This window comes from Pseudonocardia oceani, from assembly GCF_019263585.2.
Classification (GTDB): Bacteria; Actinomycetota; Actinomycetes; order Mycobacteriales; family Pseudonocardiaceae; genus Pseudonocardia; species Pseudonocardia oceani.
In genome coordinates this window covers 127,411-152,930 of the sequence record NZ_JADQDF010000001.1, presented here as the reverse complement: position 1 = coordinate 152,930, position 25,520 = coordinate 127,411, and the positions used below count along the sequence as shown (strand labels likewise).

General features: G+C 75.3%; 29 protein-coding genes and 1 pseudogene. 13 read left to right on the top strand and 17 right to left on the bottom strand.

Annotated features, from left to right (window positions below):
- Positions 1–60 precede the first annotated feature (60 nt).
- From I4I82_RS00710 to I4I82_RS00690, 5 genes are all read left to right on the top strand, one after another.
- Positions 61–1,515 (top strand): FAD-dependent oxidoreductase, encoded by a 1,455-nt coding sequence (locus tag I4I82_RS00710; RefSeq protein WP_226369811.1) that lies wholly within the window; start codon positions 61–63, stop codon positions 1,513–1,515.
- Between the two features lie 10 nt (positions 1,516–1,525).
- Positions 1,526–2,542 carry an LLM class flavin-dependent oxidoreductase gene (locus I4I82_RS00705; protein WP_218590618.1) on the top strand — a complete coding sequence of 339 codons (1,017 nt, stop codon included), beginning with the start codon at positions 1,526–1,528 and terminating at the stop codon, positions 2,540–2,542.
- Entirely contained in the window at positions 2,539–3,570 is a 1,032-nt protein-coding gene (locus I4I82_RS00700) for a Gfo/Idh/MocA family protein (RefSeq protein ID WP_226369810.1), read from the top strand. Before I4I82_RS00705 ends, I4I82_RS00700 begins: the two co-directional genes overlap by 4 nt.
- 75 nt (positions 3,571–3,645) lie before the next feature.
- Positions 3,646–4,842, top strand: coding sequence for a cytochrome P450 (locus I4I82_RS00695; protein WP_218590619.1), 1,197 nt, complete (start codon positions 3,646–3,648; stop codon positions 4,840–4,842).
- Entirely contained in the window at positions 4,839–5,063 is a 225-nt protein-coding gene (locus tag I4I82_RS00690; RefSeq protein WP_218590620.1) for a ferredoxin, read from the top strand. The genes I4I82_RS00695 and I4I82_RS00690 overlap by 4 nt, the downstream gene beginning before the upstream one ends.
- Positions 5,064–5,081: 18 nt before the next feature.
- Here the strand turns inward: I4I82_RS00690 and I4I82_RS00685 are convergent, their stop codons facing one another.
- Both I4I82_RS00685 and I4I82_RS00680 read right to left on the bottom strand, forming a co-directional pair.
- Entirely contained in the window at positions 5,082–6,092 is a 1,011-nt protein-coding gene (locus tag I4I82_RS00685; RefSeq protein WP_218590621.1) for an amidohydrolase family protein, read from the bottom strand.
- Positions 6,085–7,440, bottom strand: coding sequence for a metal-dependent hydrolase family protein (locus I4I82_RS00680; protein WP_218590622.1), 1,356 nt, complete (start codon positions 7,438–7,440; stop codon positions 6,085–6,087). The genes I4I82_RS00685 and I4I82_RS00680 overlap by 8 nt, the downstream gene beginning before the upstream one ends.
- Before the next feature lie 143 nt (positions 7,441–7,583).
- Here I4I82_RS00680 and I4I82_RS00675 point away from each other — a divergent pair, with 143 nt between their 5' ends.
- Positions 7,584–8,414, top strand: coding sequence for an SDR family NAD(P)-dependent oxidoreductase (locus I4I82_RS00675; protein ID WP_226369809.1), 831 nt, complete (start codon positions 7,584–7,586; stop codon positions 8,412–8,414).
- A gap of 20 nt (positions 8,415–8,434) precedes the next feature.
- Positions 8,435–9,325: a TrmB family transcriptional regulator gene (locus I4I82_RS00670; protein ID WP_218590623.1), complete on the top strand. Its 891-nt coding sequence runs from the start codon at positions 8,435–8,437 to the stop codon at positions 9,323–9,325.
- Positions 9,326–9,355: 30 nt separating this feature from the next.
- On the opposite strand, the gene I4I82_RS00665 is transcribed toward I4I82_RS00670, so the two are convergent.
- Genes I4I82_RS00665 through I4I82_RS00655 form a run of 3 tightly spaced genes read right to left on the bottom strand, consistent with a single transcriptional unit; the run spans position 9,356 to position 11,580 of the window.
- Complete coding sequence (locus tag I4I82_RS00665) at positions 9,356–10,114, bottom strand: SDR family NAD(P)-dependent oxidoreductase (RefSeq protein ID WP_226369808.1); 759 nt, start codon at positions 10,112–10,114, stop codon at positions 9,356–9,358.
- 2 nt (positions 10,115–10,116) lie between these two features.
- Positions 10,117–10,881, bottom strand: a complete 765-nt coding sequence (locus I4I82_RS00660) for a TIM barrel protein (protein ID WP_218590624.1) — start codon at positions 10,879–10,881, stop codon at positions 10,117–10,119.
- A 3-nt stretch (positions 10,882–10,884) separates the two neighbouring features.
- Entirely contained in the window at positions 10,885–11,580 is a 696-nt protein-coding gene (locus I4I82_RS00655) for a ThuA domain-containing protein (RefSeq protein ID WP_218590625.1), read from the bottom strand.
- A 150-nt stretch (positions 11,581–11,730) separates the two neighbouring features.
- On the opposite strand from I4I82_RS00655, the gene I4I82_RS00650 reads away from it, so the two are divergent.
- Positions 11,731–12,651 carry a ketopantoate reductase family protein gene (locus tag I4I82_RS00650; protein WP_218594993.1) on the top strand — a complete coding sequence of 307 codons (921 nt, stop codon included), beginning with the start codon at positions 11,731–11,733 and terminating at the stop codon, positions 12,649–12,651.
- Positions 12,652–12,658: 7 nt separating this feature from the next.
- On the opposite strand, the gene I4I82_RS00645 is transcribed toward I4I82_RS00650, so the two are convergent.
- Positions 12,659–13,678: an LLM class flavin-dependent oxidoreductase gene (locus I4I82_RS00645; protein WP_218593683.1), complete on the bottom strand. Its 1,020-nt coding sequence runs from the start codon at positions 13,676–13,678 to the stop codon at positions 12,659–12,661.
- Positions 13,679–13,744: 66 nt separating this feature from the next.
- Positions 13,745–15,343: a DUF2207 family protein gene (locus I4I82_RS00640; protein WP_218593684.1), complete on the bottom strand. Its 1,599-nt coding sequence runs from the start codon at positions 15,341–15,343 to the stop codon at positions 13,745–13,747.
- A 66-nt stretch (positions 15,344–15,409) separates the two neighbouring features.
- Between I4I82_RS00640 and I4I82_RS00635 the strand changes: the two genes are divergently transcribed.
- Entirely contained in the window at positions 15,410–15,841 is a 432-nt protein-coding gene (locus tag I4I82_RS00635; protein WP_372451526.1) for a hypothetical protein, read from the top strand.
- A gap of 53 nt (positions 15,842–15,894) precedes the next feature.
- On the opposite strand, the gene I4I82_RS00630 is transcribed toward I4I82_RS00635, so the two are convergent.
- The 3 genes and pseudogenes from I4I82_RS00630 to I4I82_RS34670 all read right to left on the bottom strand — a co-directional run.
- Complete coding sequence (locus I4I82_RS00630) at positions 15,895–16,266, bottom strand: STAS domain-containing protein (protein WP_218593685.1); 372 nt, start codon at positions 16,264–16,266, stop codon at positions 15,895–15,897.
- A 108-nt stretch (positions 16,267–16,374) separates the two neighbouring features.
- Positions 16,375–17,352 (bottom strand): FAD-dependent oxidoreductase, encoded by a 978-nt coding sequence (locus I4I82_RS00625; RefSeq protein ID WP_308112756.1) that lies wholly within the window; start codon positions 17,350–17,352, stop codon positions 16,375–16,377.
- A gap of 98 nt (positions 17,353–17,450) precedes the next feature.
- A pseudogene (locus I4I82_RS34670) lies at positions 17,451–17,510 on the bottom strand (hypothetical protein); the annotation flags it as partial.
- A 92-nt stretch (positions 17,511–17,602) separates the two neighbouring features.
- Here I4I82_RS34670 and I4I82_RS00620 point away from each other — a divergent pair.
- Positions 17,603–17,953, top strand: a complete 351-nt coding sequence (locus I4I82_RS00620) for a PRC-barrel domain-containing protein (protein ID WP_218593686.1) — start codon at positions 17,603–17,605, stop codon at positions 17,951–17,953.
- A gap of 477 nt (positions 17,954–18,430) precedes the next feature.
- Here the strand turns inward: I4I82_RS00620 and I4I82_RS00615 are convergent, their stop codons facing one another.
- Positions 18,431–19,399 carry an HNH endonuclease gene (locus I4I82_RS00615; RefSeq protein WP_218594992.1) on the bottom strand — a complete coding sequence of 323 codons (969 nt, stop codon included), beginning with the start codon at positions 19,397–19,399 and terminating at the stop codon, positions 18,431–18,433.
- On the opposite strand from I4I82_RS00615, the gene I4I82_RS00610 reads away from it, so the two are divergent.
- Positions 19,382–19,657, top strand: coding sequence for a hypothetical protein (locus I4I82_RS00610; protein WP_218594991.1), 276 nt, complete (start codon positions 19,382–19,384; stop codon positions 19,655–19,657). The two genes, I4I82_RS00615 and I4I82_RS00610, sit on opposite strands and share 18 nt — an antisense overlap.
- Before the next feature lie 378 nt (positions 19,658–20,035).
- Here I4I82_RS00610 and I4I82_RS00605 read toward each other — a convergent pair whose 3' ends face one another.
- Positions 20,036–20,449, bottom strand: a complete 414-nt coding sequence (locus I4I82_RS00605) for a VOC family protein (protein WP_218594990.1) — start codon at positions 20,447–20,449, stop codon at positions 20,036–20,038.
- Positions 20,450–20,610: 161 nt separating this feature from the next.
- Between I4I82_RS00605 and I4I82_RS00600 the strand changes: the two genes are divergently transcribed.
- Positions 20,611–21,147 carry a sigma-70 family RNA polymerase sigma factor gene (locus I4I82_RS00600; RefSeq protein WP_218594989.1) on the top strand — a complete coding sequence of 179 codons (537 nt, stop codon included), beginning with the start codon at positions 20,611–20,613 and terminating at the stop codon, positions 21,145–21,147.
- The gene (locus I4I82_RS00595; protein WP_226369807.1) at positions 21,144–21,809 is read left to right on the top strand and encodes an anti-sigma factor family protein; all 666 of its coding nucleotides are present in this window, start codon (positions 21,144–21,146) and stop codon (positions 21,807–21,809) included. The genes I4I82_RS00600 and I4I82_RS00595 overlap by 4 nt, the downstream gene beginning before the upstream one ends.
- On the opposite strand, the gene I4I82_RS00590 is transcribed toward I4I82_RS00595, so the two are convergent.
- The 5 genes from I4I82_RS00590 to I4I82_RS00570 all read right to left on the bottom strand — a co-directional run bounded on the left by I4I82_RS00590 (position 21,806) and on the right by I4I82_RS00570 (position 25,305).
- On the bottom strand, positions 21,806–22,465 hold the full coding sequence (locus I4I82_RS00590) for a class F sortase (RefSeq protein WP_218594988.1): 660 nt from the start codon (positions 22,463–22,465) through the stop codon (positions 21,806–21,808). The two genes, I4I82_RS00595 and I4I82_RS00590, sit on opposite strands and share 4 nt — an antisense overlap.
- The gene (locus tag I4I82_RS00585; RefSeq protein ID WP_218591673.1) at positions 22,449–23,147 is read right to left on the bottom strand and encodes a CHRD domain-containing protein; all 699 of its coding nucleotides are present in this window, start codon (positions 23,145–23,147) and stop codon (positions 22,449–22,451) included. Before I4I82_RS00585 ends, I4I82_RS00590 begins: the two co-directional genes overlap by 17 nt.
- Positions 23,148–23,213: 66 nt before the next feature.
- On the bottom strand, positions 23,214–23,600 hold the full coding sequence (locus tag I4I82_RS00580) for a VOC family protein (RefSeq protein ID WP_218591672.1): 387 nt from the start codon (positions 23,598–23,600) through the stop codon (positions 23,214–23,216).
- A gap of 44 nt (positions 23,601–23,644) precedes the next feature.
- Entirely contained in the window at positions 23,645–24,433 is a 789-nt protein-coding gene (locus I4I82_RS00575) for an MEDS domain-containing protein (protein WP_218591671.1), read from the bottom strand.
- On the bottom strand, positions 24,430–25,305 hold the full coding sequence (locus I4I82_RS00570; protein ID WP_218591670.1) for an MEDS domain-containing protein: 876 nt from the start codon (positions 25,303–25,305) through the stop codon (positions 24,430–24,432). The genes I4I82_RS00575 and I4I82_RS00570 overlap by 4 nt, the downstream gene beginning before the upstream one ends.
- Positions 25,306–25,520 lie beyond the last annotated feature (215 nt).

The window sequence follows — 25,520 nt, the reverse complement described above, 5'->3', positions numbered from 1 at the left end:
GCGCTGCGGGAGTCTCGTGATCCAGCCCACTCGCAGGACAGCCCCGACCAGGAGGACAGCGTGGCCGAACCCGTCCGGACCCTCACCGCCGACGTCGTCGTGCTCGGCACCGGCCCCGCCGGCATGGCCGCCGTCGCCGAGGCGGCCGCGGAGGGCGCGGACGTGATCGCCGTCGAGGCCATGGAGCACATCGGCGGCAACGCCGTCTGGTCCACCGGCTACCTGGCCTTCGTCGACTCGCAGATGCAGCGCGAGCAGGGCATCACCGACGACGTCGAGACCTTCGTGTCCGACGCCCGGGCGATGGTGCAGGAGGCGCAGGACCGGTTCGGCGTCGAGTGGGACGAGGAGCTCGTGCGCCTGTTCGCCCGCGAGAGCGCCGAGACCTACCGCATCCTCACCGGGCGCGGCGTGCGCTTCTCCCGGTTCATCCCGCGGCCGCGCCAGCACACCGTCGACCGCATGGCCGCCGTCGAGGACAGCTGGATGCTGGGCCGGGCGTTCCGGCCGGACTTCGACCTGCCCGCCGTCACCACGCTGTTCGAGACGGTCGCCGACCGGCTGGTCACCGAGGACGGCCGGGTCACCGGCGTGCTCGCGCACGGGCTCGCCGACGGGCAGCGGTACGCGCTGCACGCCCGGCGCGGGGTCGTGCTCGCCACCGGCGGCTACCAGTCCAACCCCGCGCTGCGCCGCCGCTACCAGCCGGAGTTCGTGGCCAGGGCCCCGTACCTGGGCGTCGACACCTGCCGCGGCGACGGGCACCTCATGGGTCAGGCCGTCGGCGGCGACCTCGTCAACATGACGTTCGTGCCGCCGCTGGTGATCGTGTCGTCGTCGGTGGTGGAGGACGCCATCGCGGTGAACGCGGCGGGGGAGCGGTTCCACGACGAGGCCGGTCCCTACGAGGAGCGCGTCGAGCGGCTGCACGAGCAGCCCGGGCGCCGCGCCTGGTACGTCGTCGACGACGAGGTGGCGCGCGAGAAGTCCGGCCTGATCGGCCAGATGCCGGAGCCGCCGGTGCAGGCCGACACCCTCGACGCCCTGGCCGACGCGATCGGGGTCCCCGCCGCCGCGCTGGCCCGCACGGTCGAGGGCTGGAACGCCTTCCTCGCCACCGACGCCGACCAGGACCCGGAGTTCGGCCGGGTCGTGCTGCCTCCGCGGCGGCGCCGCTGCGCCACCGCGCCGTTCACCGCCGTACCGATGGTCGAGGGTGTCAACTTCTGCTGCGGCGGGTTCCGCGTCACCACCGACCTGCAGGTCGTCGACGTGTTCGGCACGCCGATCAGCGGCCTGTTCGCCGCGGGCGACTGCGTCGGCGGCCTCAACCCCGTGTCCGACCTCGGTGGCGTCCACATCTGCGGCGGGCTGACGCTGGGCCGCCTGGCCGGTCGCGCCGCGGCCCGCGGCATCGACGACCGCGGGCACCACGGCACCGTCCTGCACGCGGGGATGCCCTCGATGCTCGACACGAAGATCGCGCTGGTCCACCTCGACACCCCCCGTCCCTGAGGAGTCACCGATGTCCGTCGGAGTCCTGTTCACCCAAGGCCTGGTCACCGGAGACCCGCACACCGTGCTGGGGGAGATCCTCGAGCAGGCCGAGGCCGCCGACCGGCTGGGCTTCTCGGCCGCCCTGACCACCGAGCACAAGTACTCCGACGAGTACTTCGGCTCCCCGCTGCACCTGGCCTACGCGATCGCGGCGCGCACGCGGCGGGTCCGGGTCGGCACGGCGATCGCCATCGCGCCGCTCTACAACCCGGTGGAGCTCGCGCAGGACGCCGCCATGCTCGACCAGCTCTCCGGCGGCCGCGCCTGGCTCGGCCTGGGCGCCGGGTACATGCCGGTCGACTACTCGACGGTCGGCGTGAGCTGGGACGACCGCGCCCAGCGCTTCGACGAGACCGTGCGGATCCTGCGGGCCGCGCACACCCAGGACCGCTTCTCCTTCGCCGACGAGATCTACTCCTTCGACGACGTCTCGGTGATCCCGAAGCCCGTGCAGGCCGGGGGCGTGCCGCTGCACCTCGCGGCCTGGACGCCCGGCGGCCTGCGGCGGGCGGGCCGCCTGGCCGACGGCTGGATCACCAACGCGCTCATGTCGCTGCCGACGATGTCGGCCATGGCCGCGGACTACCGCGCCGCCGCCGAGGCGCAGGGCCGCACGCCGCACGTCACGTCGATCCGGTTCTGCTGGCCCTACACCTCGCGGGAGGCGGCGCTGGAGAAGTTCGGGGACACGGCGCTGGCCATGGCCCGCACGCTGTTCGACTACGGCGCGATCACCGACCTGCCCGGCGTCACGTCGTCGTCGGAGATCACGCTCGAGGAGTTCGTGAAGGACCGCTTCGTGTTCGGCACGCCCGAGGAGTGCGTCGAGACCGTCGGGCGCTTCCGCGACGAGGCCGGCGTCGACGACTTCCTGATGATCTTCCGTTACCCGACCGGCCCCGACAACGCCGCGGTGCTGGAGGCGATGGAGCTGTTCGGGACCGAGGTGCTGCCCGCGCTGGAGCGGCCCGCGGTGCCGGCGTGACGGCGCCCTCCCGTCCGGTGCCGCCCCGGCCGCTGCGCGTCGGGATCGTCGGCGTCGCCTACGCCGAGGGCACGCACCTCCCGGCCTACGCGGCGCTGGCGGCCGAGGGGCTGGTGGAGCTCGTCGCCGTGGCGACGGCGCACCGCGAGACCGCCGAGGCGGCGGCGGAGAAGCACGGCATCCCGCGGGCGCACGTCGGGTTCGAGGCGCTGTGCGCCGACCCGGACGTCGACCTCGTCGACGTCGCCACCCGGCCCAGCCGCCACCGGCCCATGGCCGAGGCGGCGCTGGCCGCGGGGAAGCGGGTGCTGTGCGAGGCCCCGCTCGCGCCGACCGTCGCGGACGGGGAGGCGATGCTCGCGGCGGCGGGCGACCGGGGCCTGGTCGACATGCAGTCGCGGTTCTGGCCGGGCATCACCGAGCTGCGCCGGCTGGTCGCCGACGGGTACGTCGGACGCGTCGACAACGTCGCCGCCACCGCGCTCTACCCGACGTTCACCACGGAGCGGGCGATCGCGTCGTCGGGCTGGTGCGCCGTCGCCGAGCACGGGGCGAGCTCGCTGCGGGTGCACGGCCTGCACACCGCCGACCTGCTGCGGTTCGTCTTCGGCGACCTCTCCGACGTGCGGGGGAGCGCGGCCCGCCGCGAGCCGCTGTGGGACGGGCGGGTGCCGGCCGACAGCGTCGACTCCGCGGCCTGGACCGCGCGCACGCCCGACGGGGCGGTCTGCTCGGTGCACTCGTCGTGGATCGCGCGGTTCGGCGCGGGCTTCCGGCTGGTCGTCCACGGCTCGGAGGGGATGCTGCTGGCCGAGGCGGCCGGGCACACCGGGCACTTCCCCGTGCGGCTGTCGGGTGCCCGGACCGGCGACGACGTACCGCGCGAGCTGGTGGCGGCGTCGGGCGCGGCCACCGAGCCGTTCACGCGGTTGGTGCGCGCCGTCGCGACCGGCGACACCGCCGACGTCCCGACGTTCGCCGACGGCCTCGCGGCCCTGCGGATCGCCGAGGCCGTGGAAGCCGGTTGACGGGGCGGTTGACGTGAGGGCACTAACGACTACCGTCCTGGTGGAGCACGAGGCACCGGCGCCGAGGAGAGAACCATGACCGCAGCCGTCGTCCCCGAGGTCGTCGTCCTGACGTCGTTCGCCGACGCGAAGGACGCCTACCGCCACAAGGACCTGCGCCAGTCGCTCTACGACGAGGGCGAGGTCGTGATGGCCGACGTGCTGGTCAACCTGCACGGCGCCGAGCACCGCGACCGCCGCCGCGTCGAGAACCGGCTGTTCCGCCGCGACGTCTTCGAGCGCTACGAGCGCGACCTGTTCCCCGAGGTCACCGAGCGCACGCTCGCGCCCTACCTCGAGGCGGGCGGGGTCGACCTCGTGCACCTGGGCCACGAGCTGATGCTCAACCTCGCGGCCCTGACCGCGGGCGTCGACCGCCCGCAGGGCACATCCGAGGAGACCGGGCGGCTCTACGACTACATGATGCGGTTCATCGAGGGCGCCACCCTCGCGCACTCCACCGGCGACAAGGCGGCGCAGGCCGTGGCGATCGCGCAGGCGCTGGAGGACTGGGACGCGGAGTTCCTCGCGCCCTCGATCGCCCGTCGCCGGGCCCTGCCGCCCGAGGAGCAGCCCCGAGACGTGCTCTCGACGCTGCTGCAGCACCAGGACGAGCTCGACCTGCCGCCGCACGTGGTCCGCCGCGAGGTCGCCTTCTACCTGCTGGCGGGCGGCCACACCAGCGCCACCGCGTTCGTGCGGGCGATCGACCACATGCTCGGCTGGTTCGACGCCCACCCCGAGCAGCGCGGGCGCGCCGACGACCCGCTGTTCGTGCAGCGCTGCATCCACGAGACCGTGCGCCTCAACCCGTCGAGCCCCACCGGCCGCCGCCGCGCGCTCGCGCCGGTGCGGCTGCGCTCGGGCGTCGAGATCGCGGAGGGCGCCACCGTCGTCATCGACCTCATGGCGGTCAACCGGGACGTCGAGCTGTTCGGGCCCGACGCCGCCGCCTTCGACCCCGACCGCGTGCCGCCGCCGGGCGTCGCCCCGTTCGGGCTGAGCTTCGCCGCCGGGATGCACGTCTGCATCGGGCAGGACCTCGCCGCGGGCGTCGTCGCGCGGCCGGACACCGACCCGGACGCGCACCTGTTCGGTCTCGTCACGGGTGCGGTCGGGCAGATGTTCGCCGCCGGCGTGCGGCGCGACCCCGAGCACCCGCCGCAGCGCGACGCCGCCACCGCCCGCCCCTACTGGGGCACCTACCCGGTGCTGCTGGGGGGAGCGCGGTGAGCTACCGCATCTCGGTCGACCGGGACGTCTGCATCAGCTCCGGCAAGTGCGTCGCCGACGCCCCCGACCTGTTCGACTTCGACGACGACGACCTCGCGGTGCTCGTCCCGGGCGCCCCGCAGCCGGCCGACGCCGTGCAGGTCGAGCTCGCCCGCACCTGCCCGTCCGGTGCGCTGCGGGTGCACGACGTGGACTCCGGCGAGGAGGTCGACGTCTTCTGAGTCCTGGGGGTCGGGGGACTAGAGGCGCAGCAGGCGGGTGGCGTTGGCGGTGAGGGCGGCGCCGAGGTCGCCCGCCGGGGCGTCGCGGGCCCCCGAGTCCCAGCCGGCGAAGTTGGTGCCGAACACGAGGCGGTCGACGCCGGCGTGCGCGACGAGCAGGTCGAGCGAGCGCTCGTCGTGGACGTGGGTGTCGAACCAGATCCGCCGGTAGTAGTGCTCGAACCCGTTGTCGCGCAACGACTGCGAGGCCCACGGCCGCTTCTCGACCGCCGCGGCGAAGCGCCCGGACAGGAACGCCGCCGTGCCGCCGCCGTGGGAGACGCAGACGTCGAGGCCGGGGTGGCGCTCCAGCACTCCGCCGAAGACGAGCGCGGCCACGGCGAGCGTCTCGTCGTAGGCGAAGCCCAGGAGCAGGTCGAGGTCGAAGCGGCGCAGGCGGGCGTCGGCGGGCGGTCCGTCCGGCCCCAGCGGCGACGGGTGGACGAACAGCGGCACGTCCAGCTCGACCAGCGCCTCGTAGAGGGGGTCGAGCGCGGGATCGTCGAGCGTGCGGCCCGCGGGGTCGGTGTCGAGGTAGACCCCGGCCATGCCCAGGTCGCGCACGGCCCGGCGGGCCTCGGCGACGGACTCGCCGACGTCCTGCACCGGGAGCTGGGCGCACGCGAGCAGCCGGTCGGGGTGCGTCGCGACCAGGGCCGCCAGGCCGTCGTTGTGGGACCGCGCGAACGCGACGCCGTCGGCGACGGGCAGCGACCCGAAGTAGGTCAGCGGGTTGGGGGAGAGCAGCTGGCGGGTGATCCCGGCGTCGTCCATGGCGGCCAGCCGCACGTCGACGTCCATGAACGGGCTGCCGGCGTAGCGCACGCCGTGCAGCACGTAGTCGCCGACGCGGTAGAACGGCCGCCCGTCCTCCGACGTCCCGAGCTCGGGCCCCGCGGCGCCCGCGGCCCCCTCCGAGGAGGCGAGGACGGCGTGGGCGTGGACGTCGATCGTGCCGGCGGTGCCGGTGGTCGTGGCGGGCTCAGACATGCGAGAGCTTCTCGAGCTGCTCCTCGGTGAACGCCAGCGAGCGCGTCAGCGGGCAGGAGGCCAGGAACCGCACCTGGTCCGACGAGCGGAGCTTCTGCTCGGGGATCGGCGTCGTGATGTCGATCCGCTTACCGCCCTTGATCACCTCGGCGATCGCGGCCTTGTCCTGCAGGATCTTCACGTCGGCCAGCGGGTCGCCGTCGACGACGAGCACGTCGGCGATGCGGCCCTCCTCCAGCGTGCCCAGCTCGCCCTCCATGCGCATGGCGAACGCGCCGTTGCGGGTGGCGGCCACGATGGCGTCCATCGGGGAGAAGTCCATGTACTCGACGAACATCTCCAGCTCGCGCGCGTGCCACTCGCCGACCGGGGTGACGGCGAAGCCGGTCTCGGAGCCGGTGAGGAACGGGACGCCCGCCGCGTGGGCCTTGGCCATCTGCTTCGCGGTGACCGCGATCTCGGCGCGGAACACCTCCAGCAGCTCCGGGGCGGAGCCGACCTTGGCGCCGTAGTCGGCGAGGTTGCCCAGCAGCGTGAACGTGGGGCACAGCGCGCTGCCGGCCTCCAGCACCGCCTCCAGCGCCTCGTCGTCCATGTAGGAGGCGTGGTAGATCAGGTCGACCCCGGCGCGGGCGGCGTCGCGGGTGCTCTCGGAGTTGCGGCAGTGCGCGACGACCTTGGTGTTGAGCTCGTGGGCGGTGTCGCAGACGGTGCGCAGCTCGTCGAAGTTCCAGACCTTGACCTCGGGGCCCTTCATCGACGGGATCAGGCCGGTGACCATGATCTTGATCCAGTCGACGCCGTACTTGATCTGCCTGCGGATCTCGTTGACCATCATGTCCCGGCCCCTGACGACCGTGGCGTAGGCGGTGGTGCCCTCGTCGGCGATCATCCGGCCCGCGGTGCCGCCGAGCATCGTCATCAGCGCCTGGCCGCCCGCGCGCATCCGGGGGCCCTCGACGATGCCGGACTCGATGGCGTCGCGCAGCTCGCAGCCGATGTTCCACAGGCAGTCGGCGTCGAGCACGCTCGTGACGCCCGCGCGCAGCACCTTGCGCGCGTTGTAGGCCGACAGCATCGAGCTGTAGGCCTCGGTGCGGTGGTGGAACAGCTCGTCGTTGCCGGTGGGCTCGCCGAACGTGAGGTGGGTGTGGGCGTCGATCAGCCCGGGCATCACCGTCTTGCCGGTGGCGTCGATCCGCGTCTCGTCCGGCGCGGCCTGCGCGAGCGCGGCGGCGCCGAGCGCGACGATCCGCCCGCCGCGCAGCAGCACGGCCTCGCCGGGGCGCGCCGCGGCGCCGGTGCCGTCGACGACCGTGCCGCCGCTGATGAGGATCCCGTCGGCCACGACGCGCTCCTTCGCTGTTGTGCGATCGCTGGTTGTGCGTCAGCGCACTGACGACTAGTCGGTCCGCCCACCAGTCTGGCACGTCGGTGCCGGAGGTGCGAGAGGCTGGACGGGGCCGGAGTCGGGGCAGTAGCGTCGTTACCGTGCCAACGCCGCAGGGCGAGGAGCGACGACGGGGGACATCCGTGACGGGCGAGTGGGCCGTGGTCACCGGGGCCGGCAACGGCATCGGGGCCGTCATCGTGGAGCACGCGGTGAAGGAGGGGTACCGGGTCGCGGCGTGGGACGTCGACGAGGACGCCGCCCGCGCGGTCGCGCAGGGCATCGGCGACGCCTGCGTGCCGGTGCGCGTCGACGTGGCGGACGAGGAGTCGGTGCGGGCCGCGGTCGACGCGCTGCCGCAGCCGCCCGCGCTGCTCGTCAACAACGCCGGGGTGGTGCGCTTCGGGCCGCTGCTGGAGCTGTCGGCGGCCGACTGGCGCCTCGCCGTCGACGTCAACCTCACCGGGACGTTCCTGGTCGCCCGCGCGGTGGCCACGCGGATGATGGCCGGCGGGGGCGGCTCGATCGTCAACATCGCCTCGGTCAACGGCCTCGCCGCCGCCCCGAACGCCGGCGCCTACACGGCGTCGAAGGCCGGGATCATCATGCTCACCGAGCAGATGGCGCTGGAGTGGGCGGCGGGCGGGGTGCGGGTCAACGCCGTGGCGCCCGGGCTGATCGACGCCGGCATGTCCGACGCGATCTACGCCGACCCGGAGGTCCGGCGGCTGCGCTCGGCCCGTGTGCCGATGAACCGGCTCGGGTCGGCCGCCGACATCGCCGACGCGGTGCTGTTCCTCGCCTCCGCGAAGGCGGGCTACGTCACCGGCCAGACCCTGGCGGTCGACGGCGGCATCACCCGCAGCGCGCTCAACGCGATGCCGCGGCCGCAGAGCGTGGACTCGGTGGGTGTCGATCCCGACGCCCGCTGACCGGATGGGACGATGACGCCATGTCCCAGGAGAGCGTCATCGCGGAGCTGCAGCGCCTCGGGATGTCCGGGTACGAGGCCAAGGCCTACGTGGCGCTGATCGCCGCCGGCACCCCCCTCAACGGCTACGAGGTCGCGAAGCGCTCGGGCGTTCCCCGCAGCACCGTCTACGAGACCCTCGGCAAGCTGGTCAGCCGCGGCGCCGCGTACGAGGTGCGGGCGGGCGAGGCGAGCGTCGGGTACATCTCGCTGCCACCTTCGGCGCTGCTCGACCGGATGCGCCGCGAGTTCGACGCCTCGATCGACACCCTGCGCGATGCGCTGCCCGCCGTCGCCTCCCCGCCGCAGGTGCGCCTGGTCCACAACCTCACCGACCGCGCGTCGCTGCTGGCACGGGCCGAGGACGTGGTGGCCGCCGCCCGCAACGACCTGTTCCTCTCCGGCTGGCCCGCCGAGATCGAGCCGCTCAAGCCCGTGGTGCGCCGGGCCGAGGCCGAGGGCGTCGACGTGTCGGTGGTGTCGTTCGGCGAGGACGACGACCCCGTCGGCAGCACCACGCCGCACCGCTTCTCCACTCCCGAGGTCGTGCTGGAGAACCTCGGCTGCCGCCTGCTGGTGGTCTCCGCCGACCGGGAGCAGGCCGTGATCGGCGGCGTCGTCAACGGCGACGCCTGGGGCGTCTACACCGACGACCCGGCGGTGGTGCTCGTCGCCGTCGAGTACGTGCGCCACGACATCGCGATGCACCTCATCGCGCAGCGCTTCGCCCCCGACGACTTCGAGAGCTTCTGGACCTCCGACCCCGACCTCCGCCGGCTGCGCGCCGACCACGGCATCCCCGCGGCGCTGCTCAAGCGGGGGCCCGCCGGGGCGAGCGCCCCGCCGCGCCGCTCGCGCCGCAGCAGCTCCTGACCGGGCGGCAGGGCGCGGACGAACTCCGGGTCAGGCGTTCGTCACCCCGAGGCCCAGCCCGCCGTCGATCGTCAGGACGGCGCCCGTGGCCCACTCCGCGGTGAGCAGGTACTCCACCGCCTCGGCCACCTCGTCGACGGTGCCGGGGCGGCCGAGCGCGTGCGCCGGGCCGAGCGACTCCATGCGGGCGGCCGCGGTGGCGTCGTCGAAGATCCCGGCGCGCTGGTTGATCTCGGTGAGGACGCCGCCGGGGCGCACGCAGCTCACGCGGACGCCCTGCGGACCCAGCTCCGCGGCGAGCACGCCGGTCAGCGTCTCCAGCGCGCCCTTCGTGGCCGCGTAGGGCGACGCGCCGGGAAAGGCGCGCTGGGTGTGCACCGAGCCGAAGAACACGACCGCGCCGCGGCGCTCCCGCAGGTGGGGCAGGGCGAGGGCGCTGAGCAGCATCGGGCCGATCGTGTTGGAGGCGAACACGTCGTGCAGGCCCTGCTCGGTGAGCTCCTCCAGCGCGCCGCGGTACATGTTGCCGGCGCCGTGGACGACCGCGTCGATCCCGCCGCCGTGCTCCACGGTGGCGTCGACCATCGTCTGCCGGTCGGCCGCCGACGTCACGTCGCCGACGACGCCCCGCGCGCCCGCCGCCGCGGCGACGGCCTCGACCTTCTCCGCGCGCCGGCCCGACAGCACGACCCGCGCGCCGGCGCCGGCCAGCCGGTGCACCACCGCCTCGCCGATGCCCGACCCCCCGCCGGTGACCAGCACCGACATCCCCTCGATGGCGCGTCCCACGTCTAGTTCCTCCCTGTCGTGTCGTCGCGGGCCGGGCGCAGCACGGCCTCGGCCGCGGTGCGCACCAGTACGGCCCGGTCGCGGGGGTCCAGCTCCGCCAGCACGTCGGACTGGACCTCGACCGACAGTGGCAGCCCCGCCGGCAGCCCCGCCACGAACGCGGCGAGCGGGAGCCCGCCGCGCCCCGGTGGCAGCCGGTCGTGGCGGGCCTCGTGCGCGAGGTCGGCCGGCACCCGCGCCGGGTCGGCGACGTCGCAGAGCTGGGCGTACCCGGTCAGCGCCGGGTCCGCCGGGTCGTCGAGCCGGTCGCCCGCGCGGTGCAGGTGCAGCGGGTCGAGCAGGACGACGGCGCCCGGTACGGCGCGGGCGATCCGCTCCGCGGCGGCGCGGGTGCGGACGGCGGTGAACGCCATGCACTCCAGCGCGACGCGGGTCCGCCCGCCCATCAGCGCCGCCAGCTCGGCGAGCCGGTCGACGGTCGCGGACTCGTCCGGGTCCTCGCTGACGGTCAGCAGGAAGCGCGCGCCGAGCCCGGCCGCGGTCTCGGCCAGCCCGCGCTGGGCGCCGGTCAGCGGCCCCGCCAGGCGGACGACCTCGACGTCGAGCAGGCGGGTCCCGGTGCGGCGCAGCGCCTCGGCGACGCCGCGGGCCTGCGTGCGCGGGTCGGCGATCCGGACCCCCGCCAGCGGGAAGCCGGCGGCGGCGGCGCACTCCACGGCGTCACCGGGGGAGAGGTCGAGCACCGTGCCGGCCGCGAGCGACAGCACGCCTCAGCCCGCCGTGGTCCAGCGGACGGCCCGCCGGACGACCTCGGCGTGCTCGGGCACGTCGTAGGAGGGCGGGTGGTGGCCCAGCGCGTCGTAGACGACCCGGCCGCCGCCGTGCTCGCGGGCCCACAGCAGCGGCTGCACGGCGCCGCTCCCGGGCTGCGGCGCCGTGAGCAGGCCGGTGACGTCGCCGGAGTACCGGAGGTCGCCGTAGACCTCGTCGACGAGCGTGAACGGGTCGAGCCCGCTGACCAGCGGGTGCTCGGCCGCGACGGACACCGTGACCTCGGGCCCGAGCGGGGGGTGCTGCGAGCGGCCCCACTCCCAGGCGCCGCCCAGCGTCGCGCCCCAGCCGGGCCAGTCGTCGAAGCAGATGCTCGCGGTGTGCATCCCGAGCACGCCCCCGCCCGCGGCGAGGTGGGCGTCGAGCGCGTCGCGGGCGGCCGAGGACGGGCTGGCGCCCTCCGCCCCGGCCTGCTCGCGGTAGCGCGGCGGGGTGCCCTCGCCCGTCATCGACCAGCGCAGGGCGTTCACCACCAGCAGGGCGGCGCCGGGCAGCGCGTGCAGCGCCGACTCGACGCCCGCGACGCCGGTGTGCACGTCGACGTCGAGACCCTCGGTCTCCAGCAGGGCGGCCAGCCGCGCGGTGGTGGCCGGGAAGTCGTGGGTGAGGCCCCCGGAGAGGACGACGGCGCGCACGGTCACCTCCGTAGTGATGCGACTTCCGTAGTGATGCGACTGACGACTACGGCGGATCCTACGGACGAACGGGGCGCGGACGCTAGCCTGCGGACAGCTGCCGTTCCCGGCGGTCCGGGGGCGAGCGAGCGTGGAGCGGGGTGGCGGGCGATGCGGGTCCTGGTGGTCGGCGCGGGGGCCGTGGGCGGCTGGTTCGGGGCCGCGCTCGTGCGCGCCGGGGTGGACGTCACGTTCCTGGTGCGGGCGGAGCGCGCCGCGCGGCTGCGCGCCGACGGGCTCGCGCTCGTCGACCCGGCGGGGGAGCGGAGCGTCGTCGACGTCCGGGCGGTCACGGTGGACGAGCTCACCGAGCCCGCCGACCTGGTCCTGCTCGCGGTGAAGGGCACCGGCGTCGAGAAGGCGGTCGACGACGTCGCGCGGGCGGTCGGGCCGTCGACGGCGGTCCTCCCGCTGCTCAACGGCGTCGGCCACGTGCCGCTGCTCGTCGACCGCTTCGGCCCCGCCGCGGTGCTGGGCGGGCTCTGCCTGGTGGCCACGCGCCTCGCGCCCGACGGCGCCGTCCGGCACCTGGCGCCCGGCGGGTCGCTGCGGTTCGGCGAGCTCCACGGCAGCGCGACCGCCCGGCTCGACGACATCGCCGCGGCCTTCGCGCCGGCCGGCTTCGCGACGTCCGTGACGTCGACGATCGAGCACGACATGTGGGAGAAGTGGCACTTCATGGCCGCGGCCGGGTCCACCGGCGTGCTGCTGGGCGGCCCGGCGGGCGGGATCACCGCGGTCGAGGGCGGGGCCGACGCGGTCACCGCGATCCTCGCCGAGGCCTCGGCTGTGCTGGCCGCCGCGGGCTTCCCGGTCCGGGACGAGGCGCTCGCGCGCGCCCGGGGGGCGCTGCTCACGCCGTCGTCACCGTTCACGACGTCGCTCTACCGCGACTTCGCCGACGGGATGCGCACCGAGGCCGAGCCGGTCATCGGCGACATGGTGCGCCGCGCGGCCGATCTCGGCGTGCCGGTGCCGCTGCTCGCGGCGGCCGCCGTGCGCCTGCGCGTGCACGAGGCCACCGCGAGCTGAGGCCCGGTCAGCGCCAGCCGAGCTCCGGCGCCAGGTGGGTGAGGACGGACTCCACGACGTGGGCGTTGTAGTCCACGCCCAGCTGCGTCGGCACCGTGAGCAGCAGGGTGTCGGCCGCGGCGATCGCCTCGTCCTCGGCCAGCTCGTCGACGAGCTTGTCCGGCTCCCCGGCGTAGGTGCGGCCGAAGCGCGCGTTGCCGCCGTCGAGGTGGCCGACCTGGTCGGTGCTGTGCCGCTCGCGCCAGAACAGCTGCTTGTCGAGGTCGCTGACGATCGGGAAGACGCTGCGGCTCACCGACACCCGCGGCTCGCGGTCGTGACCGGCCTCGGCCCAGGCGTCGCGGAAGATCCGGATCTGCTCGGCCTGCAGCTGGTGGAAGGGCACGCCGGTGTCCTCGGTGAGCAGCGTCGAGCTCATGAGGTTCATGCCCTGGCGCGCGGTCCACTCGGCCGTCGCCCGCGATCCGGCGCCCCACCAGATGCGGTCGCGCAGGCCGGGGGAATGCGGCTCGATGCGCAGCAGGCCCGGGGGGTTGGGGAACATCGGGCGCGGGTTGGGCCGGGCGAAGCCCTCGCCCCGGATCGCGTCGAGGAACGCGGCGGTGTGCTCGCGGGCCATGTCGGCGTCGGTCGTGCCCTCGGCGGGCTCGTGGCCGAAGTAGCGGAACCCGTCGATCACCTGCTCGGGCGATCCGCGGCTGATGCCGAGCTGCAGCCGGCCGCCGGAGATCAGGTCGGCCGCGGCGGCGTCCTCGGCCATGTAGAGGGGGTTCTCGTAGCGCATGTCGATGACGCCGGTGCCCAGCTCGATGCGGCTGGTCCGGGCGCCCGCCGCGGCGAGCAGCGGGAACGGCGACGCCAGCTGCTGCGCGAAGTGGTGCACCCGGAAGTACGCCCCATCGGCCCCGAGCTCCTCCGCGGCGACGGCGAGCTCGATCGACTGCAGGAGGGAGTCGGCGCCGGACCGGACCATCGAGTGCGGCGAGTCCGACCAGTGCCCGAAGGACAGGAAGCCAATCTTCTTCACCTCTCAACCAACTCGGCGGGGGCGGGCGGCATTCCACGGACCCGGTGCCGCGGACCCGTGGAGGGGTCAGGTGCTGCCCGCGGCGCCACCCCCGCCGCCCGCGCCTCCGCCGCTGACCGTCGAGCCGCCCGAGGACGGGGTCGTCGTGGTCGTGAACGCGACCCACCACGGGAACGCGGCGTACCGGGCCGGGTCGCCGGGCGTCCCGAACGCGCGGACGGCCTGCCCCGACGCCGCGGCGGCCTCGACGCGGTGCCCGAGCGCGGACGCGAGGTCGAGGGCGACGGCGTCGGCGAGGACGGCGTCGAGGTCCAGGCGGGTGCGCTCGTCCTTCACCGCCGCCTCGATCCCGTCGCGGTAGGCGATCCACGGGAGCGCGGCGTTCTGCCCCGCGACGGACAGGCTCGGGTAGGAGACGGCCAGCACGGTCGCGACGAGCGCGGCCACCGCGAGCCCGCCCAGGGCCGCCCACACCGGCCACGGCGCCTCGCCGATCGCCCCGACGACGAACCCGGCCAGCAGCAGGAGCCAGGCCAGCGCCGCGATCACGCCGATCCAGGCCCGCGACACGCGCGCCCCCTCGTCGAGCCAGCCCTCCGCGACGAGCCGGGCGCGCAGGGCCGCCCGGACCGCCGACGGGTCGCCGACGACCTTCGCGAGCGCGGCGCTGTCGACGACCCGCCCGTCCCCGTCGTCCTCGGCGCGGTCGGTGAGGGCGCTCCAGACCGCGCGGTCGACGTCGTCGCGGAGCAGTCCCTCGTCGCGCAGCCGTCCCTCGTCACGCAGCCGCAGGCGCACCGTCGGGCTGCCGAACGTGCCGCCGTCGCTCTCCGGCTCGATGTCGAGGGCACCGCGCGTCGCCAGGTCCAGCAGCACCGCCGGCGTCGGGGAGGCCGGCGGCCCGCCGGCCACGAGGGCGCCGACCAGGGCGGGCGGGAGGTCGCCGGGCCTGCGGGTGGTCGGCTTCCCCGGGGTCCGGTCGGTGGTGCGCCGCCCGCGGAACAGCCCGACCGCCCCGACCAGCGCGACGAGCGCGGCCACGACCGCCGCGGTCGGCAGCCAGCTCCGCGACGCGCTCGCCGCCCACTGCTCGGCCGCGCTCACCGGCGGCCCGAACCGGATGCTGTCGGACAGCCGCCCGATCCCGGCGACGAGGCTCCCGTGGACGTCGCCGTCGCGCAGCGGCGGGATCAGGGCGTCCTCGACGATCGCCTCCTGCTCGTCCTGTGGGACGTTGCCGTCGTCGAAGGTCCGACCGACGAACACCCCGGCCCGCGCGTCGGTCGGGTCGTCGGGGTTGCGGTTGACGAGGATCGCGACGGCGGTGTCCTGGTCGGCGCCGGTGCGGGCGGCCCACGCCTGCTGCAGCGCCTCCACCTGGTCGAACGTGTCGTCGCTGGAGGCGTCGAGCGCGCGCACGAGCACCACCGCGTCGGCCCCGGTGGCGCGCAGCGCGTCGAGCCGGCCCTGCAGGTCGGCCGTCTGCGCCGGGGTGAGGGAGCTGCCGGTCTCGTCGTAGACGCGGACGCCCGGTTCGAGACCGGGGAAGACGTCGTCCTCCTGCGCGAGCGCCGCGGGTGCGGCGAGGACGAGGGCCAGCAGCACCCCGAGGACGGCGAGCGCCGCCCGGGACGCCGGGCGGGGCACCACGCGACGGTGATCCATTCCGCGATGGTGCCGGGTCGGGCGGACGGCGGCAGAACGGGGTGCGGTCCCTGGGAGGATCGGGGCGTGTCGACCTCCTCCTCCGTCACCGCCGCGGCGGCGTTCGTCTGGCTCGGGATGGTCCTGGCCATCTCCTTCCTCGAGGCGCCGCTGAAGTTCCGCGCCCCGGGCATCACGGTGCGGCTGGGCCTGGGCATCGGGCGGATCGTGTTCCGCGCCCTGAACGTCGCCGAGGGGGTGCTGCTGGTCGTCGCCGCGGTGGCGGTGGCGGTCGGGGACGCCCCCGGCGCGGTGCTGGTGCCCCTCGTCGCCCTGGCCGTCCTGCTCGCCGCCCAGCTGCTGGTGCTGCGGCCCCGGCTGAACCGACGCAGCGACCGGGTGCTCGCGGGGGAGGACCTGCCCCGCTCCCGCGAGCACATCGTGTACGTCGCGGCGGAGGTCGTGAAGGTCGCGCTTCTGGTCACGCTGGGTGTCGGAGCGCTCTCCGCCGTCGGGTGACGCTCGTCCCGGGTGGCGATCGACGACGTGCTGCCGCCGCCCGGCGATCTGCTCTAGTGCTCCCGCAGGGCGTCGTCGACGGTGGGGTGCAGGCAGAAGACACCGGTCAGGCCGGTGATCTCGAGCAGCCGTGACACGACGCGGTTCTCCGTGCCCGCGAGATGCAGCGCCGGGGCGTGCGCGGGCGCATCGGCGATCTCGACGAGCAGGTTGACCCCCGCCGAGGACGCGAAGGTGACGCCGCCGAGGTCGAGCACCAGGTGCCGCGCCGCCGGCAGCCGGTGGCGGTCGAGCAGCGCCTGCAGCTCGGGGGTGGTGGCCGCGTCCAGCTCCCCGGCGACCGACACGACCAGCACCTCCCCGGCGCGCCGCGCGCCCAGGGCGAGCGGGGGCCCGGGCGTGCCCGTACGGGGGAGTGGATCCACGGCTGGTGCTCCTGGAGGTGGTGCAGTCGACTCGGTGACACTAGCGAGGAAAGCCGAGAGCGTCCAAGAAGGTCGCGCACAACACGTAAGGCGAGCGCAACGCGCCGGTCACGGTCCGTGAAGCCAGTCGATGTAGCGGTAGTCCGCGGGGTCGCGGTCGCTCAGCAGGGCGTTGCGGGTGGCGCGGAACAGGCCGTCGCAGTGCCAGAGCTCGCCCCACTGCCGGGCCGTGCGCTGGACGTGCGCGGTGCGGACGGTGCGGGTCGCGGCGTAGGCGGCGAGGGCGGCGTCCCAGTCGGGGTGCGCGTCGGCCTGCTCGGCCAGGCACGCCGCGTCCTCGATCGCCTGGCAGGCGCCCTGGGCGAGGTACTGGAGCATCGGGTGGGCGGCGTCCCCGGTGAGGGCGAGGCGGCCCCGGACCCAGGTGCCGATCGGCTCGCGGTCGTACATGCGCCAGCGGCGGTCGCGCCAGAGGTTCGGCAGGGCGGCGCGGACGGTGGCGCAGGTGGCGGCGAAGGCGGCGTCGAGCTCGTCGGGGGTGCCCCAGTCCTCGTGGCCGGCGAGGGCGCCGGGCGAGCGGAAGACGGCGACCTGGTTGAGGACCTCGCCGCGGCGCAGGGGGTACTGGACGAGGTGGCAGCCCGGGCCGACGTGCACGACGACGTCGTCGAGGGCGAGGTCGGTGGTGTCGGGGTGCTCGGCCAGCGGCAGGGTGCCGCGGTAGGCGACGTAGGCGGAGCTGACGGGCTCGTCGTCGCTGAGCAGGCGGCGCAGTCGGGAGGCGGTGCCGTCGGCGGCGAGCACGATCCGGCCGGTGTCGCAGCGGTGTGCGCTCACGGCGACGGCGTGGTCGGGCCCGTGCTCGACGTCGGTGACGGCGGTGCCGGTGACGAGGTCGACGCCCGCGGCGCGGCAGGCGCGCAGGAGGACGGCGTGCAGGTCGCTGCGGTGGACGACGACGTAGGGCGCGCCGTAGCGGTGGGCGAGGTGGGCGAGGTCGAGGTGGGTGAGCTCGCGGTCGTCGAGGGCGTCGCGCAGGACGAGCCGCCGGGGGGTGACGCCGTGGTCGACGACCTCGTCGAGCACGCCCCAGTGGCGCAGGATGCGGGTGGCGTTGGGGGCGAGCTGCAGGCCGGCGCCGACCTCGCCGAACTCGGGGCCTGCTCCAGGACGCGGGTGGTGCGCCCGGTCCGGGCCAGGGCCAGCGCGGCGGCGAGGCCGCCGATGCCGCCTCCGACGATCACGGCGTCCACCGCGGCGTCGATCAGGGCCGCACTCCCCGGCGCGTCGGCGTCCGGAACGTTCACGGGGCCCACCCTAGGGGGATACTCCGCCCATGTTCCCTGCAGAGAATCTCCGCGACTGGGTGGGCTACGACGTCGTCGACCCCGACGGCGACAAGATCGGCCCGATGGAGGCCGTCTACGTCGACACCGCCACCGACCAGCCGAGCTTCGTGACGGTGCGGGTCGGCTTCATCGGCCGCCACCGCCTCGCGCTCGTGCCGGTCACAGGGGCGACGGTCACGCCGTCGGCCGTGCGGGTGCGGTACGAGAAGTCCCTGGTCAAGGACGCCCCGTCGATCGAGACCGACGGCGAGCTGACGGCCGCGCAGGAGCCCGACGTGTTCGCCCACTACGGCGTCGACTACGGCGCGGGGACGGGGCGGCGGCTGGCTCGGCGCTGAGCGGGCGCTCTTGGCGTCAGCCGGGTGGTGAGGGCTCGTCGTCGCGGTCCGGCACGGTGCCGATCGCGACGGCCCTGCATGAAGCGGTTCACGGGCCTCGCGGGTGGGCCGGGGTTGCGCCGGTGGTGGTGGGTGCCGGATCCGGGGATGTTCGCCGCGGTGTGGTGGTCCGTGCCGACGGCCGTCGTCGCCGAGGTCACGCCGCTCGCGAGGCTGCGCCACCCGGCAGGAGACGGGCCTGGGCCGCCCGGAGCTGGGTGACGATCACCCCGGCCGGCGCGGAGGCGCTGGACGCGGAGCAGGCGGCCCTGCGCGCGCTGCTCTCCGGGATCGGGCAGTCAAGCCGCCAGCCCGAGTTGGGCGGCGGGCGGCGCCGCTGTGCCGCAGCTCTGCACGCGACGCCGAGATCTGCGTCTGGAGCTGTCCGGCCACCCGTGCCGCGGACAGCCGGCAGATGCGGCATCGACACCATGACATTCACGCGACGCAGCTGTGCCCCGCATTCTCCGGTACCGGATGGGTAATCGGTAGGGCAGTGGAAACGTACTCGGCACCGGTGGGTGTGGTCGTGACGATTCCGGAGCCGACGGTTTCCGCGCGCCACCCTCGCGTTTCTCGGACCTGGTTGTGGAATGCGCACAGCCCGCGTCCGTTGTCGACGGTCGTGGTGCCGCCGTCGGCCCATCGGTGGATGTGGTCGAGGTGGCGGATCGGGGCGTCGCAGGAGGACTCCCGGCACCGACCACCGTCTCTGGCCCGGATGAGGGCGGCCAGTCGGCCGGTGAACAGGCGGCTGCGGGAGTCGCCGCCGATCACCACGCCCTCGCGGGTGACCAGGCGTCGCCAGGTGGTGCGTCCGGTGCCGGTGGTGAGCAGGTCGACCGGGACGGGTCCGTGGCGGGGGATCTGCGCGGGGAGCGGGCTGCCGGGGTCGACCAGCGCTTCGACGGGGACCAGGACCTGGATCTCGACGTTGACGTCCTGGGCGGTGGCCTGCCCGGTGAGGCGTTCGACGAACGTGTCGGCCATGACCTGCCCGCGGGTGCGGGTGAGCGGTTCCGGGCTGACCGCGGCCTCGTTGACCGCGGCGGCGAGTGCGGCGTAGCAGGCCACGGCCTCCGCGACGGGCAGGTGGGCGGTGAGGTCGGCCATCCCGTCGGCGGCCGGCCGCACTGACACGCGGCGGCCCGTGCGGGCGGCGCGGCAGCGCGCTGCGAACTTCTCCGGTGCGACCTGGGCGGCGAGGGTGCGGGTGAGGTCGTGGACGCGCCGCACCCCGAGGGTGTCGACGTGGTGTTCGGCCAGGGCCTGGTCGACCTGCGCCCGCTCGGTCGGGGACAGGTGTGCGGTGGCGGCGATGATGGTGGCGGTGCGGTACTCGCTGAGCTGCCCGGCGGCGAACAGCGCCCGCACGTGGCCGTGTCCGGCGTGCAGGTCGCGGGCCATCCAATCCGCCGCCGGCCCTCGGTGGGGGAAACCCGGCAGGCCAGTCCGATCTGGGCGGCGATGCTGCGTTCCAGCGCTTCGGGCTCGACGGTTCCTGCTGCGATCTGTGATTCCGCGTGGGCGCGAGCGAACGCGAGAATGACCTCGCTCTGCTCGGCCGCGATCGCGGCTTTCCGTTCCTCCAGTGTCGTGATCCGCTCGATCAGCAACGCCTCGGAAGGCGACTCGGAACCGATCGGCGACATCCCGCAATTCTAGCAGGATCCACCGAGAAGAGTCGAATGCATGTTCGACGAATGGTGGAGAACGCGCGCCCACCGGGGGTGGCCGACCATCCGGCGCCACCGTCACCGCCCGCCCGCTCCACCCGTTCGCCCCACCCGCCCGGTTGGCTTACCGCCGGTCGTCTCCACCCCGCGCCAGACCCCCGGGGGCGCCGCCGAGCACCAGCAGTCGGACGCGGCGCGCTGAGGCAGGGGCGGACGTCCTCCCCGCTGCCGGTGCGGAGCCGGGCGCGAGCCCGATCAAGCACTGCCATGACGCTCATGCCGAGCGCCCCGCCCGGGACGAGGGCACCAGAGAGAGCGGCAAGAGCGAGCAGCACCGTTCAGGTCGTGAACAGCATCGCCGCGAGGCTCAGGCCGCGGCCCCCAGGATGTTGACCATCCAGCCGACGCCGAACCGGTCGGTGCACATGCCGAACGTGTCGCCCCAGGGCGCCTTCTCCAGCGGCACGGTGACGCTGCCGCCGTCGACCAGCCCGTCCCAGTAGCGGCGCAGCGTCGCCTCGTCGTCGCCGCTGAGCGAGATGGTGCCGTTGGCGCCGACCTCCATCGAGTCGGGCACGTCGGCGGCCATCAGGGTCAGCCCGTTGTCGGTGACGAGCTGGGCGTGCATGACCTTGTGCTGCTCGGACTCGTCCAGGCCCATGCCGCCGGACTCGGCGAACGTGCTGACGGTGGGGGTGCCGCCGAACACCGACGCGTAGTGCTCGACGACCTCGCGCGTGCCGGTGCGGAAGTTCAGGTACGGGTTGAGGGAGATCGCCATCGTGGTCCTCCGGAGCTGCCTGCCCCGGCCGCGGCGCGCGACCGGGGCGCGAATGCTAGACCCGTCGGGGCCGCGGTGAACACCGGCGGCCTCCCGTGCGTATGCACCCCTGACGGACGGGCGGGGGCGGTGTGGTGCGGGTACCGGACACGGGGTGGCGGGTGCCCTCGACCGCGCCCGGGCTGGGCAGCGAGGCCGAGCTGCGGGCCGCCTACGACGCGCACGGCCCGGAGCTCTACCGCTACGCCGTGCGCCAGCTGCGCGACGAGGGGACGGCGCAGGAGGTCGTGCAGGAGGTGTTCCTGCGGGCGTGGCGGCGGGCGGGCAGCTTCGACCCGTCGGTGGCCAGCCTGCGGGTGTGGCTGTTCGCGATCGCCCGCAACGCCGTCGTCGACGAGGTCCGCCGCGTGGCCGTGCGACCCTGGCGCCGCACGCTGACCGGGGAGCCGCCGGAACCGCCGGGCCGCGCGGTCGACGCGACCGAGCAGGCGGTGCTCGACGGCTGGCTGGTCGAGGAGGCGCTGCGCCGGATCCGGCCCGAGCACCGGGAGGCGGTCGTGCAGACGCACCTGCTCGGACGCCCGCACGCCGAGGTCGCCGCCGAGCTGGGCGTCCCGGTCGGCACACTGCGCAGCCGGGTCTTCTACGGGCTCAAGGCCCTGCGGCTGGCGATGGACGAGATGGGGGTGGAACCGTGAACGCCGAGGAGCACCGCACGCTGCGCGAGTCGCTGGGCGTCCACGCGCTGGGGCAGCTGCCGCCCGCCGAGGCGACGGCGCTGCGCGCGCACCTCGACGGCTGTGCGTCCTGCTCGGCCGAGCTGGCCGAGATCGCCCCGGTCGTCGGTTCGCTCGGGCGGGTCGACCCCGCACACCTCGACACCGTCCCGGCGCCGCCCGCGTGGCTGGGCGACCGGATCGTCGCCCGGGCCGCCGCGGAGCGGATCCCGTCGCGTCCGGGCAGGGGCGGGCGGCTGCTGCTGGCGGCCGCGGCGGCGGTCGTGCTCGCGGGTCTCGCCGGCGCAGGCGGCTACGCGCTCGGCACGGGCGGCGACCCGGCCGTGCCACGGGAGCCCGTCGCCCTCCGCACGGCCGACCCGGCGGTCGAGGCCAGCGCGACGGTCGTCCCGCACACGTGGGGCGTCGAGATCACGCTGGCCGCCGACGGTTTCCGGCCGGGCGCGGTCTACCGGGTCGTGGTCATCGACGACGGCGGCCGGGCCGTGGGCGCGGGGGAGTTCGTCGGCACCGGCGCGAGCCCGATGCTGTGCAACCTCAACTCGTCGGTGCTGCGGGCGGACGCCGCCGGGTTCGACGTCGTCGACGCCGCCGGGCGGGTCGTCGTGCACGGGGAGCTCTAGACCCTGGTGGCGTGGACGACGAGGTTGTCGGTGTAGCTGCGTGCGCCGCGGTCGAACCCGCCCGCGCAGGTGACCAGGCGCAGCACGTCGTCGGGGGTCGCGCCGAACACCGCGAACGTGGGGAAGGCGTCCTTGTCGACCTGCTCGGTCCGTTCCACGGCGTAGCGCGCCGGCGTCCCGTCCGCGGCGGTGACCTCGATGAGGTCGCCGGGGCGCAGGTCGCGCAGGCGGTGGAAGACGGCGGGGCCGTCGGCGGAGTCGACGTGGCCGAGCAGGACGGTCGGCCCGTGCCCGCCCGGGCGCCCGCCGCCGCGGAACCAGCCGGCGCGGTCGTAGTCCTGTGGCACCTGGGCGGCGCCGTCGGTGGTGAGGCCCAGGGAGAGCAGGTCGGAGCGGACCCCGATCGCCGGGATGGCGACGGTCGCGGGCTCGGCGCCCACCGCCGCCGGGGCGGCGGCCGGGACGGCGGGTGCCGCCCCGGCGGCGGGTGCCGGGGAGGCAGCGGGCGCGGGGGAGGGGGCCGGCGCGGCGGCTGCGCACCCCGCCGCCAGCAGGCCCGCCGCAAGCAGGCCCGCCGCCAGGAGGAACGCGGCCGGCGCCGCGGCGCGGCCGCCCGGGACCGGGCGGCCGCGTCCCCCGTCAGTCCTGCTGCGCACGCCGCCGGACCAGGACCGTGCCCGCCGCGCCGACCAGCGCCGCCGCGCCGAGCGCGGCCGGCGCCCACGAGCCGCCGTCGGCCGTGCCCCCGGCGCCGGTGGCGACCCCGCCCATCGGCACGCTCGACAGCTGCCCGCGCACCGCGCCCGCGACGAAGGTGGCGGTGTGGGTGTCGGTGAAGAAGGCCGCCGGGTCGGCCTCGATCGCGGCGAGGGAGAAGCCCTCGCCGGTGTCGGCACCGTTCGCCATGATCCCCGTCGTGAACGGCCCCTGCATGCAGCCCTCGCTGCGCAGCGTGCCGTCACCCGCGTCCTCCGGGTTGGGGAATGCGATGCGGGGCGGGCCACTCGTGCCCTCGTCCGCCTGGTGGATGTGTGTGGCGGTGCGGGCCGGGCTCATGTACGGCGGCGTCACCCCGCGCAGGATGATGTCGTAGCAGATGATCTCCTCGTCGCTGTTGAGCCGGTAGTCGAACGTGCCGGTCGCGCCGGGCTCTCCGGGCGTCGCGACACCGTCCGCGTTCACGACCATGTCGGGCGTCGCCATGGCGGTGAACATGCTGGTGAAGCTGCTCGGCTCGGGAACGTCGGCGTCCTGCGCGGACGCCACGCCCGCCGACAGGGCGACGGCGGAGGTGGTCAGGGCGGTCAGGATCGCGACCCGGCGGACGGTGCGGCGCATGTGTGCTCCTCGTGCGTGGGGGACCGTGCGGTTCCCCTGTGGGTACGCACACCGCGCACCCGCCGTTCACGGCGCGGCGCATCCACCCCGCGCCCGCCGCGGCGGCAGGACGCAGAACTCGTTGCCCTCCGGGTCGGCCAGCACGACCCAGCGCTGCCCGGGGGCGTCGTCGACGCGGGTGGCGCCCAGCCCGACCAGGCGCTCCACCTCCTGCTCCTGCGTCCCGTCGACGGGAGCGAGGTCGAGGTGCATCCGGTTCTTGCCGCACTTCGCCTCGGGCACCGGCTGCAGCAGCAGGACCGGGCCGCCGCCCGTACCGATCTCCACGTACCCGGCGCCGTGCGCGTCGTCCCAGCGCCGCTCGACCGTGGTGCCGAGTGCCGCGGTCCAGAACGCGGTGCAGCGGTCGACGTCGACGCAGTCCAGGGCGAGGGCGATCGGTCGGCTCGTCATCCCCGCGACGGTAGGACGGCGGGGCGCGGTCCGCAGTGCGCGCGTCAGCCGTCGGCGACCTCGAACGCGGGATGCGGGCCCAGCAGCCCGAGCAGCCGGCGGTCGAGGTCCGACGCCCCGACCAGCCGCACCGGGAGCCCGGCCCGCTCCTGGGCCTGCACGACGGTGCGCCAGGCGCTGACCGCGGCGAAGCGCAGGAGCGTGCAGTCGACGACGAGCAGCGGCTCTCCGTCGCCCAGCGCCTCGGTGACGGCGGCGTCCAGGACGTGCGCGTTGGACATGTCGGCCTCGCCGTCGAGGACCAGCAGCCCGGGACGCGGCCGATGCACGTGCAGGAGGCCCTTCCCCCACCCGGAACCGTGCCGGGCGAACGCCTCCGCCAGCTCGCCCGGGCCGGTCACGTCGTCGTAGCGGCACACGGCCGTCACGCCGTGCTCGTGCCAGGACCGCGCGAGCACGCCCTCGAACGCCGCGAACTCCTCCTCCGTGAGCACCTTGCGGGCGGCCGCCGGGTCGCCGAAGGTCCGCACCGCCAGCCGCCGCCCCTCCGACGCCGACTCGACCAGCTCGTCGTACCCGCCGCCGTAGAAGCGGTCGGGGTCGACGACGGTGACCCGGCCGTCCGCCGCGTCGGCCTCCGCGTCGACGCCGTTGGCGGCCAGCCGCGCGACGAGCGCGTCGACGTCGGGGACCTCCTCGCCGCCGACGTAGATCATCGACTCGGCGTTGTCGACGCCGTACCGGGCCCAGCGCGCCAGCGCGGGGTCCTCGGACCCGGTGGGTGCGAGGTCGAGCCGGTGGCCGGTCCCGGCGGTGCTCGGGCGGGCGGTCACCGCGGCACCGCGATCTCGAGCGCACCGTCGCGCTCCGCCCGGACCCTCACCGCCGCGGTGGACCGGACGGCCAGCGACAGCCCGTGCAGCGGGTCGTCGGGCGGCACCGCCGAGCGCAGGAGCGCCTGGTCGGCGCGGGGGAGCCGCGCCGGCCAGGAGACGCGCAGCGCGTACCGATCGCGCGCCCGGTCCAGGCCCACCCAGGCCCCGGTGCCGGTACCGACCACCGCCGTGACCGCCTCGCTGGCGACGAGGACGAGTTCCGCGAGCACCGCGGGGGAGAGGTCCGCGGCGCGCTCGCGCACCCAGTGGCGCATCGCGCCCAGGGCGGCGCTGCCGATCACCACGAGCGTCGGCGCCGAGCCGTCGCCGAGGTCGGGGTTGGGTCCCTCCACCCCGCCGACGACCAGCAGCGGGTGGGTCCGCCGCGCGGCCGCCACCTCCTCGTCGGACACCGCCCGCAGGTCGTAGAGGCAGGTGTTGTCGACCGGCCGGTCCGCCGCGGCGACGCCCACCTCGCGCTCCAACCGGTAGCAGAAGTCGCCGGTCCCGTCGTGCGGGTGCCCGGGGTCGTACTCGACGACGCTGCTGAGCCGCCCGCCCCGCCGCAGCCCGTCGACCATCCCCAGGTAGTTGGCGATCATCGCCTCGACCGACTCCGCGTGGACGTCCTGCAGGTCGCGGAAGTGCACCGCCGCGGCGTCGTCGCCGAGCAGGTCCTCGACGGTGCGGCGCAGCCGCGGACCGAGCACGGCCACCGCCGGCTCACCGCGCCCCACCATCTCGTGCAGCCGGGCCACGACCACCTGCGCCCCCTCCGCCTCGTCGCCGTACAGCACCGCGCGGTGCACGAACGGTGCGGGCGCAGCCATGCGGACCTCCCGGTGTGCGCGCCGTGATCGTCCCCGCCGCTCGCGATCGGTGGCGATGCTAGGCACGATCGGGGCCCGCCGCCGGGTCGGGCGCCGCGGTCCGGGCGCGCGGGGCTCGTCGGATCGCACAACCCGGGGACGCCGCGACGGCCGCGCTTCGTCGGTTCCGTGGGTGGCCGGGCCCGGCGCCCGGCCGTCATCGTGAGTCGGATCTC